Source organism: Candidatus Andeanibacterium sp., assembly GCF_057143545.1.
In genome coordinates this window covers 25,270-34,710 of record NZ_DBNHSF010000002.1, presented here as the reverse complement: position 1 = coordinate 34,710, position 9,441 = coordinate 25,270, and the positions used below count along the sequence as shown (strand labels likewise).

General features: G+C 63.6%; 8 protein-coding genes, 1 tRNA gene and 1 pseudogene. 5 read left to right on the top strand and 5 right to left on the bottom strand.

Features of this window, described 5'->3' with window-relative positions; genetic code table 11:
• Together AC16XC_RS00185 and AC16XC_RS00180 are read left to right on the top strand one after the other, a co-directional pair.
• A pseudogene (locus AC16XC_RS00185) lies at positions 1 to 179 on the top strand (sigma-70 family RNA polymerase sigma factor); the annotation flags it as partial.
• A 74-nt stretch (positions 180 to 253) separates the two neighbouring features.
• Complete coding sequence (locus AC16XC_RS00180) at positions 254 to 1,441, top strand: AI-2E family transporter (RefSeq protein WP_484032611.1); 1,188 nt, start codon at positions 254 to 256, stop codon at positions 1,439 to 1,441.
• Here AC16XC_RS00180 and AC16XC_RS00175 read toward each other — a convergent pair.
• Positions 1,426 to 2,037 (bottom strand): superoxide dismutase, encoded by a 612-nt coding sequence (locus AC16XC_RS00175; protein ID WP_484032610.1) that lies wholly within the window; start codon positions 2,035 to 2,037, stop codon positions 1,426 to 1,428. The two genes, AC16XC_RS00180 and AC16XC_RS00175, sit on opposite strands and share 16 nt — an antisense overlap.
• A gap of 210 nt (positions 2,038 to 2,247) precedes the next feature.
• Here AC16XC_RS00175 and glmM point away from each other — a divergent pair, with 210 nt between their 5' ends.
• Together glmM and thiD are read left to right on the top strand one after the other, a co-directional pair.
• On the top strand, positions 2,248 to 3,585 hold the full coding sequence (glmM, locus tag AC16XC_RS00170) for a phosphoglucosamine mutase (protein ID WP_484032609.1): 1,338 nt from the start codon (positions 2,248 to 2,250) through the stop codon (positions 3,583 to 3,585).
• Positions 3,582 to 4,379 carry a bifunctional hydroxymethylpyrimidine kinase/phosphomethylpyrimidine kinase gene (thiD, locus tag AC16XC_RS00165; protein ID WP_484032608.1) on the top strand — a complete coding sequence of 266 codons (798 nt, stop codon included), beginning with the start codon at positions 3,582 to 3,584 and terminating at the stop codon, positions 4,377 to 4,379. The genes glmM and thiD overlap by 4 nt, the downstream gene beginning before the upstream one ends.
• Here the strand turns inward: thiD and AC16XC_RS00160 are convergent.
• Positions 4,376 to 5,296 carry an LOG family protein gene (locus AC16XC_RS00160; protein ID WP_484032607.1) on the bottom strand — a complete coding sequence of 307 codons (921 nt, stop codon included), beginning with the start codon at positions 5,294 to 5,296 and terminating at the stop codon, positions 4,376 to 4,378. The two genes, thiD and AC16XC_RS00160, sit on opposite strands and share 4 nt — an antisense overlap.
• Positions 5,297 to 5,481: 185 nt before the next feature.
• Positions 5,482 to 5,555 (bottom strand) — tRNA-Gln (locus tag AC16XC_RS00155).
• 150 nt (positions 5,556 to 5,705) lie between these two features.
• Between AC16XC_RS00155 and AC16XC_RS00150 the strand changes: the two genes are divergently transcribed.
• Positions 5,706 to 7,385, top strand: a complete 1,680-nt coding sequence (locus AC16XC_RS00150; RefSeq protein WP_484032606.1) for a hypothetical protein — start codon at positions 5,706 to 5,708, stop codon at positions 7,383 to 7,385.
• 14 nt (positions 7,386 to 7,399) lie between these two features.
• Here AC16XC_RS00150 and AC16XC_RS00145 read toward each other — a convergent pair whose 3' ends face one another.
• Together AC16XC_RS00145 and AC16XC_RS00140 are read right to left on the bottom strand one after the other, a co-directional pair.
• Complete coding sequence (locus tag AC16XC_RS00145; protein ID WP_484032605.1) at positions 7,400 to 8,413, bottom strand: TIR domain-containing protein; 1,014 nt, start codon at positions 8,411 to 8,413, stop codon at positions 7,400 to 7,402.
• 230 nt (positions 8,414 to 8,643) lie between these two features.
• Positions 8,644 to 9,357 (bottom strand): PP2C family protein-serine/threonine phosphatase, encoded by a 714-nt coding sequence (locus tag AC16XC_RS00140; protein ID WP_484032604.1) that lies wholly within the window; start codon positions 9,355 to 9,357, stop codon positions 8,644 to 8,646.
• Positions 9,358 to 9,441 lie beyond the last annotated feature (84 nt).

Genomic DNA, 9,441 nt, shown 5'->3' with positions numbered 1-9,441 from the left:
AGGCTGCCGATATCTGCGGCTGCGCCGTGGGGACGATCAAGAGCCGGGTCGGGCGCGCTCGCGCTGCGCTCTCATCGATGATCGAGCAAGGTTCGATTCCGCGGCGAGCGATCGGCGATCTCGATGCTCAAGGTGCGATCCTGCGGGAACTGGAAGAGGCCGCCCAGATCGGCGAATAGCCGTTTCCAAGCGGTCCGGCTTGGGATAGCTAGTCGGCCGGCGTTTCTTTGCCCGCAGGAGGGGCACAGGGGAGATGGGAGGCGAAAAGGAAGCGGAGAGGGACAGCGGAACCACGGCCCCAAGGCGCCGGACCCTTTCCTTTGCCGCGCAGGAGCTGCGCCTGATCTCCGCACTGGTGCTGCTGCTGTCGATCGGATTGTTCCTGGCCCTGCCGTTCGTGCTTTCGATCGGCTCGGTGGTATTCCTCCCGCTGGTATCCGCGATCGTGCTGACCATCGTTCTCTCGCCGCTGGCAGACCGGCTGTCGGGTCTCGGCCTGCCCAACCTGCTCGCGTCCTTCCTGTCATTGATCTTCTTCATCGCGATCCTCGTTCTCGCACTGGTCCTGATCCTGCGTCCGGCGGTCGACCTGTTCGATGCCTTGCCGGGAATTGTCGAAACGATCGGCGAGCAATTCTCTCAACTGCGAGGAAGCCTGACCTGGCTTACCCGCCTAAACCAGCAGATTGTCGAGATCGTCGGTACCGACGGCAACCCGCAGGTCGTCCTTGCCAGCCCGTCCTTTTTGCAGGAACTCGCCTTTGCCACGCCCAGCGTGGTGCTCGAGATCCTGCTCACCTTCCTCATGACATTCTTCATGGTTGAGGCCAGGGTCAGGGTACGCAGCCGGCTGTTGCTGAATCGCGCGTCGTTCGGCACGAGCATCAGGGCGGTGCGCGTCTTTCGCGATGTCCAGGACCGGGTTTCTGCCTATATTCTGACAGTTGCCCTGATCAATGCCGGCGTGGGGGTGATTGTCGCAACAGGGGCCTGGCTCCTCGGCATGGAAGCGCCGATCATGTGGGGCGGCCTCGCAGCGATCCTCAATTTCATTCCCTATATCGGTCCGCTGGCCATGGTCGTACTGCTGGCGCTCTTCGGCTTGGGGACATCGGAATCGATGTTCGCCGGCCTGTTGCCGGCTGCGGCCTATCTCGGCCTGCACACGGTCGAATCGAACGCGGTAACACCAGCGATTCTCGGCGCCAGGTTTACCATGAACCCGGTGCTGATCCTGCTGGCGCTGACCTATTTCGCGTGGATCTGGGGCGTGGTCGGGGCATTGCTTTCTGTCCCGCTGCTGCTCACGATCAAGGCTGTGGTCGACCATCTCGGGCGACCAAACCTGATCGGATTTATCTTCGGCGAGCCGCTATTCCCCTCCGAGCTGCTCGAACCGCGGACGGAAAACGCACCGGTGAAGGATCAGCCTACCGGGTAGGTCCAGGCCTTGCCACGTGCGAGGTTATCAGCGGCGAAATCCCAGTTCAGCCGTGCGATGACCGCTTCCAGATAGGCGGGCCGGGCATTGCGGTGATCGAGGTAATAGGCGTGCTCCCACAGATCGATCACCAGCAATGGCGTAAACTCGCCGTCCGCCAGCGTATCGGCATCATGGGTCTCTTCGACCGAGAGCGAGCCGTCCTTCTCCGCGAGCCAGACCCAGCCCGAGGCAAAGTGTCCGGCCCCGGCGGCGGCCAGCCGTTCCTTCAGTTCGCCGAACGAACCGAATGCGGCATCGATCTTGTCGGCAAGTTCGCCGGACGGCGAGCCTTCGGTGGCGGCAAGCGAATGCCAGTAGAAGCCGTGATTCCAGGTCTGGGCCGAATTGTTGAACAGTCCCTTGTTTGACCCGCGGGCCGCCGCGACGATCTCTTCCAGGCTCGATCCTGCCAACTCGGTGCCTTCGATTGCGGCGTTGGTCTTGTCGACATAGGCCTTGTGATGCTTGCCGTGGTGATAGGAAAATGTTTCCGCCGAGATGGCCGGTTCAAGGGCCTTGGGGTCGAAGGGCAGGTCGATCAGGGGAAAAGGCATGGTATCTCCGGACAAAGGTAAGGGTCAACTTGGCTGTCTGGCCAAGTTTGTGATCGGAATACTGCATTGCCATTGCAATCTTTCAATCGACCTTGATCGGCTGGGCCGGTTAGGATGCAAGGCGAACAGCCCCTTGCCAGCGCAGGGGCTTCGGGCGCAAAGCGCCCTAACCAATGGCAAGAGCGCGCTGAGGATTGGACTGGGCGGTAGATGGCACGCAGATATTTCGGGACCGACGGGATCAGGGGCCGCGCCAATGCCGGCGTGATGACCGCCGCCACGGCGATGAAGGTCGGCCAGGCGGCCGGCTCGCACTTCCTGCGCGGCGACCACAAGCACCGGGTGGTCATCGGCAAGGATACCCGCCTGTCGGGCTACATGATGGAAACCGCCCTCGTCGCCGGCTTCACCAGCGTAGGAATGGACGTGATCATGACCGGCCCGCTGCCGACGCCCGCGATCGCGCTCCTGACCCGCGAGATGCGCGCGGACCTGGGCGTGATGATCTCCGCCAGCCACAACAAGTTCGCGGACAACGGCATCAAGCTGTTCGGGCCGGACGGCTTCAAGCTGTCGGATGCCGACGAAGAGGCGATCGAGCGCGCGATGGACGAAGACATCCCCCTCGCCCAGGGCGAGAGAATCGGCCGCGCCAGGCGGATCGACGATGCCCGCGGGCGCTATATCCACGCGATCAAGCAAACGCTGCCCGACGAGGTCAGGCTCGACGGGCTTACCATCGTGGTCGATTGCGCGCACGGCGCCGCCTATTCGGTTGCGCCCGCGGCGATCTGGGAACTGGGTGCGGAGGTTGTCCCGATGGGCGTCGAACCCAACGGCCTCAACATCAATGACGGGGTCGGTTCGACCTCGCTCGATGCCATCAAGGCCAAGGTGATCGAAACCGGTGCCGATATCGGCATTGCGCTCGATGGCGATGCCGACCGGCTGATCGTGATCGACGAGCAGGGCAACACGATCGATGGCGACCAGATCATGGCGCTGATCGGCTCGCAACTGGCCGACCAGGGCAAGCTCAAGGGCGGCGGGATTGTGGCGACCGTGATGTCCAATCTCGGGCTGGAGCGCTTCCTCAAGAGCAAGGGAATCGAACTGGTCCGGACCAAGGTCGGCGACCGCTATGTGCTCGAGGCGATGCGCAAGGGCGGCTACAATGTCGGCGGCGAGCAATCGGGCCACATGATCCTGTTCGACCATGCGACGACCGGGGATGGCAGCATCGCCGCGCTGCAGGTGCTGGGCGCGCTGGTGCAATCGGGCAGGCCGGCCAGCGAGCTGCTGCACCTGTTCGATCCCATCCCCCAGCTGCTGAAGAATGTCCGCTACAATGGCGGAGCGCCGCTCGAGGATGCCGGCGTGAAGTCGGCCATTGCCAAAGCGGAAGCGGCGCTCGCCGGCAAGGGGCGGCTGGTGATCAGGCCATCGGGCACCGAGCCGCTCATCCGCGTGATGGCCGAGGGTGACGATCGGGCGCAGGTCGAGCAGGTCGTCGGCGACATCTGCGCGGCGGTGGAAGCGGCGGCTTGAGCAAGGCTCCTCCGCGAATCCTCGCCATTGCCGGCTCCGACAGTTCCGGCGGCGCTGGTATCCAGGCCGACATCAAGACCATCACCATGCTCGGCGGCTTTGCGATGACCGCGATCACCGCCGTGACCGCGCAGAATACGACCGGCGTGCAGGCGGTGGAATCTCTCTCCCCTGCCTTGGTCGGGGCACAGATCGATTCCTGCCTGTCGGATATCGGCGCGGACGCGGTGAAGATCGGCATGCTTGGTTCGCCCGAGATCGCCGAACTGGTCGCAGAACGGCTCGCAGGCCTCGCAATCCCAATCGTCTTCGACCCGGTCATGGTCGCGACCAGCGGCTCGCTACTGGCCGATGCGGCGACCATTTCCGGGTTCGAGCGGCTGATGGCGCTGGCCGATCTTGTCACGCCCAATCTGCCCGAGCTGGCCGCCCTGACGGACTTGCCGGTCGCAACGCCCGACGAGATTGCGGAGGCTGCAGTGGCCCTTTCCCGGCGCCATGGCTGCGCGGTGCTGGCCAAGGGCGGGCATCTGGAGGGCGCGAAGATTCGCGACCTGTTGGTCGAACATGGCGGGCGGGCTGTGTCCTTCACCGATCCGCGGATCGACACGCGCCACACCCACGGCACCGGCTGCACCCTGTCGAGCGCGATCGCGACCCTGCTCGGCCATGGCCAATCGCTCGAACATGCCGTGCGGCTTTCCCGCCAGTTCGTCCGCGAGGCGTTGCTCAATGCTCCGGGCTTCGGCTCCGGCAGCGGTCCGCTGGGCCACCAGGCGGTGCGCAGGACCTAGTCGCAATCCCCTTGTGCGCAGGGATCCTCGATCCCGTAGAAATCGACGATATGCGCCCAGGCTTCCTCGGCCGTCTCGCACCAATGAAACAGGTCGAGATCCTTGCGGGCGATGGTCCCTTCATCGGCCAGCGCATCGAAATTGATCACCTTGTCCCAGAACTCCCTGCCGAACAGCAGGATCGGGATCGGCTTCATCTTCTGGGTCTGGATCAGGGTCAGCGTCTCGAACAATTCGTCGCAGGTGCCATAGCCGCCGGGAAAAATCGCCAGCGCCCGTGCGCGGATGAGGAAATGCATCTTCCTGAGCGCGAAATAGTGGAACCGGAATGAGAGATAGGGCGTGACGTAGGAATTGGGCGCCTGCTCGTGCGGCAGGACGATGTTGAGCGCGATCGATTCCGACCCGGCATCGGAGGCCCCCTTGTTTGCCGCCTCCATGATCGAGGGTCCGCCGCCCGAGCACACGACAAACTGCCGCCGGCCGTGTTCGATGATCGAATGTTCGCTGGCGATCTTCGCGAGCCTGTAGGCCTGGGTGCAATACTTGGCCTTGGCGGCAAGCCGCTTGGCAACCCGCTTCTCCTCGGGCGTATCCGCCGCCGCAACCAGGGCCTCGGCATCCTCCTCGAAGGGGATACGCGCCGATCCGTACATGACCAGGGTCGATCCGATCCGCGCCTCGTCCATCAGCATCTCGGGCTTGAGCAGTTCGAGCTGGAAGCGCACCGGGCGCAATTCCTCGCGCAGGAGGAAGTCCGAATCGCGGAAGGCAAGGCGGTAGGCAGGGTGAGTCGTCTGGGGTGAGCGGGTCGGCTCCTTCTCGACGAACTTGGCTTCCTGCTCCGCGCGGTAGAACCGGCGATCGCTCAGCTCGGCATCATCGTCTGCGCTCACGTTGAGGTCCTCTCCGAACATGAAATCTCGCCGCCATGCGTAGAGCCTGCTCGTCCGAGATGGAAGCTCCCGTGCTTGCTTCTCTGACGTGAATCGGGCTCTCCCAGGAAAAATGAGCCCAAGATTCACGTTTCCGGCAAGGTCGCCTGAAACGACCAAGGCCTTGGGCAAGCGCAGACCAATGAAGGCGGCAGCGGGTGAAACGCTGGATGCCCCGCGTGGATTCGAACCACGATTGACGGAGTCAGAGTCCGTAGTCTTACCATTAGACGACGGGGCAGGAGCGGGGGCCGATAAACGCCGGGTTTCTGCGGGTCAAGCCCGATCGACCAGGGGCGAGATCGCATGCTCGTCCGCAGCCATTCGGAATCATTGGATAAATCCGGATTCAGCGGTTCCCCGAACTCATCTTTGCGCTAGTGTCGGCACGATGAATGTCTCCGCTCCCCCGCCTTCGCTCGGCTTCAGCGTCGGGATTGTCGGCCACCGGGCCGACCGCATCGAGGATTGGGACGGGGTCCGCGCCCGGATCGACGAGATCCTCGAAGCGATCCAGCGCTCGCTGGACGAAATCGCCGAGAATCCCCTGTTCATGGCCGGGCGCCATCCGCTGCGGCTGGTCACGGCCCTGGCCGAGGGTGCCGACCGGATTGCCGCCAGCTCCGCGCTCGATCTCGGCCAGGTCCTCGAAGTCGTCTTGCCCTTTGAACCCGAGGAATACGAGAAGGATTTTCCCGACGAAGGCCCGCGCAACGAGTTCCGCGAGCTGCTGCGACGGGCGTCGTCGCTGACCGTGCTCGATGGACACATCACCGGCCGGCCTCACGCCTACGAAGCTTCGGGCTATACGATGCTCGACAATATCGACTTGCTGATCGCGGTCTGGGACGGCCAACCCGGCCGCGGGCGCGGCGGAACGCGGGAGATGATCGATGCCGCCGCGCGCCGGGCGATGCCGGTGATCGTGATCCCGCCCGACGGATCGAGCCTTTCGGTGCGGGGAGCCATCGCCGGAGAGCCGATGCGGTTCGAGGACATTCCGGAGTTCCCGTTCGACCGGCTGGGCGATCTTGTCGCCTCGCTGGTCGGTACATTGGGCGATCCGGTGGAGGAGGCCGATTGGCGCAGCCTGGCCGACCTGCCCCCGAACCCGATCATCTATGGCGCCTATCCCTTCCTGCTGAAGCTGGCGGGGATCAGGCCCTGGTTCGCCAAGAAGGGAAGTTGGACTCCCAAACCGCCGGAAGGCGCGCTGGAAGAAGCCTTCGCCTGGTGGGACCATGCCGCGATCCAGGCCGCCCAGGCGTTTCGCTCGGCCGTCCTGGTCAATTTCAGCCTCGCTGCCTTCGCAGTCGTCCTTGCCGCCAGTTCAGTGCTCGTGGACGATATCAAGTGGATTTTCGTGGCCGCCGAACTGCTCACGATCCTGTTGCTGCTGACCAACGCCTGGCATGCCGGGAAGATGCGCTGGCAGGAGCGCTGGCTCGAATCCCGGCAAGTGGCCGAATTGCTCAGGGTCGGCATCCTGTTGCGCAATGTCGGGATCGGACGCGGAATCTCGGACCCCGGGGCCGGCGGCTCGAACGGCTGGTACGCCAGTTCGGTTGCCCGCTCCTGTCCCATGGAATCGATCCGCCTTTCCGATCCCGACAAGGCGGCGGAGCCGGTACTGGCCGAAATCCGCGACCAGGCAAGCTGGAACGAATCTACTTCACACAGGATGCATCTGGCGGCTCACCGGATCGAACGCTTCGGCGAAGTGCTGTTCGCGATCGTCATCCTCGCGGCCGGCGGCTGGCTGATCACCTATTTCCTCGATCACGAGCTTGGCACCGATCTCAAATATGCCCTGACCACCATAACGGCGGGGCTGCCGGCGATCGCTACTGCAAGCTACGGCATTCGGATCATCCTCGATTTCGAGGGGGTGGCCAATCGCGCGCACAAGATCGCCCATGGCCTGAACGCGATATTGAAGGAATGGGAGGCCAGTCCGCATACGACCGTTACCCTGCAGGACATGGCCCGCAGGGCGGCCGACATCATGCTTGGCGACGTTGCGGCCTGGCGCTTGCTGGCCGAGGGGCGGCGGCTGACAATTCCGGGATAGGGCCAAGGCCCGGATCAGATTTCCGCGCGCGATCGCACTTCGTGCTTGAGGGTGAAATGGCCTACCCGCAAGACCGAACCGACCGGCAGGATCGCGGCACCGGTAACCCTCTGGCCATCGATATAGGTGCCATTGGTCGATCCCAGGTCGGTTACGAACAGCGTGTCGTCATTGAGCTCGACCAGGCAGTGCGAGCGCGAAACCTTGGAATCCGCCAGGATCACGTCGGCCGGCTTGGTGCGTCCGATCTTGAGGCCGAGCGGCCCGACGATATGGCGTTCCTGCAGTTCATCGCCGATCGACAGTTCAAGACAATGAAACTCGTCGCCCTGCAACATGCCGAATTCATCGGTCGGCGTGAAAAACTGGGTCGCCTCGGAATCATCTTCCTCCTCGAGGGGCGGCGGCGGCATTCGCCGGGCCACCGGCTCGGCTTGCGGCGGAGGTGCGGTGCCCTGTTGCCTGAGTTGCTGCTGCAAGGTCGAGATCGCCGAAATCAGGCTTTCCATGTTGGCGCCGTCGAGTTGTCCGGCAGGATTTCCGGCCGGGGCCGGGGCCGGCCTGCGCCGAAGCGGCGCTTCTGCCTGCTTCTTCGCCTCCGCCCGGGCCTGCCTCGCCTTGCCGGGAATGTCATCCTGGACCAGCCGGTGGATGTCCTTGACATAGCCCTGCCAGACCGCCTCGGCCGGATCGCCCGACCAGGTGGACAGATCGACAGTGTGCGTCAGCTCGAAGATGATCGGGCGTTCGCAAGGTTCGATAATCGCGGGCGCCAGTGTCCGGTTTCGATCGGCCAGCGTCGCTTCGGCGCGCACCCAGCGCGATGCCACCGAACGGGGCGACCACAAGACCACGACCGCCTTGGCCGCGCGCAGTTCCTTTTCGATGACTTCGTCGAAGGTTTCGCCGGAATGCAGGGCCGCATCCCACCAGACGTTGAATCCTTCCCGCTCGAACGCAGTGGCGACGAGGCGCGCCATGTCCTCATCCGCCCTGGCGTAGGAGATAAAGATGTCTGGACCGCTCAACTAATCCCTCGTCAATCCCGATCGAACCAACTGGCCAAAGCCCGCAAACCGATGCGCCCGGCACCTCGCCCCTGACGAGGCAGACCCATGGGTAACAGACATAAGTGATTTTGCGCCGACTCTCAAAGGGTCGACGCCATTTTGTCGCGAAGATACAAGCGGGCTTCGCATCCGCAAGTCCGAATGTGGTTCGGGGACCGCAAGAACGGGCTGCACGATCAAGCAGGTGCCTATTTCACCGCTACGATCGCCATCGTGACGTTGTCCGGCGCGCCCCGGTCGAGGACAAGCTTGAGCAAGTGATCCGCGGCATCCGAAATCGGGCGGGAATAGAGGGCCGAAAGCATCTCGACCTGGGTCACGACCCGGGTGAGACCGTCGCTCGCGACTAGGTAGATGTCTTTGGCAAAGGCTGCCCCGCCGACCGTATCCACCTTGAGGTCTTCCGCGGCGCCCACCGCCCGGGTGATGACATTGGCATTGGGGTGCTGTTCGGCCTCCTTGGCCTCGATCATGCCGGCGGCCAGCAGGTCCTGGACAAGGCTGTGATCGCGGGTCAATTGCGTGATCGCGCCGTCGCGGACCCTATAGGCGCGGCTGTCTCCGGCCCAGAAGCAGCGATATTGGCTGTGTCCCAGCACCAGCCCCACCACCGTGCTGCCGATGGTCTTGCGTTCGGTGCCGTTTCGGCCCAGTTCGATCAAGTCCTCATTGACCTGTTTGAGCGAAGCGATCGCCTGGTCCACCAGTTGACGCGGATCCTCGCCCGCGGGCAATGCGGAGAGCGCTTCGATGATCTTCGCGCTGGCGACTTCTCCCGCTTCGTGGCCGCCCATCCCGTCCGCTACGACCCATAGCCCGGCCTCGGGCCTGCTCAGCACCGAGTCCTCGTTGAGCTTGCGCTTCAACCCAACATGGGTCCGTATCTCGCAGTCGAAGCCCATTTCGTAACCTTATTTCCTAGTCTTGCTTAAGGGCTGGAAATTCACACGGGATCGTGCAAACCTTCTTCGCACTGCAATATCGCG

Coding starts and splice junctions, on each gene's coding strand:
- AC16XC_RS00180 (WP_484032611.1), top strand. CDS start 254: ATGGGAGGCGAAAAGGAAGCGGAGAGGGACAGCGGAACCACGGCCCCA.
- AC16XC_RS00175 (WP_484032610.1), bottom strand. CDS start 2,037: ATGCCTTTTCCCCTGATCGACCTGCCCTTCGACCCCAAGGCCCTTGAA.
- glmM (WP_484032609.1), top strand. CDS start 2,248: ATGGCACGCAGATATTTCGGGACCGACGGGATCAGGGGCCGCGCCAAT.
- AC16XC_RS00160 (WP_484032607.1), bottom strand. CDS start 5,296: ATGTTCGGAGAGGACCTCAACGTGAGCGCAGACGATGATGCCGAGCTG.
- AC16XC_RS00150 (WP_484032606.1), top strand. CDS start 5,706: ATGAATGTCTCCGCTCCCCCGCCTTCGCTCGGCTTCAGCGTCGGGATT.
- AC16XC_RS00140 (WP_484032604.1), bottom strand. CDS start 9,357: ATGGGCTTCGACTGCGAGATACGGACCCATGTTGGGTTGAAGCGCAAG.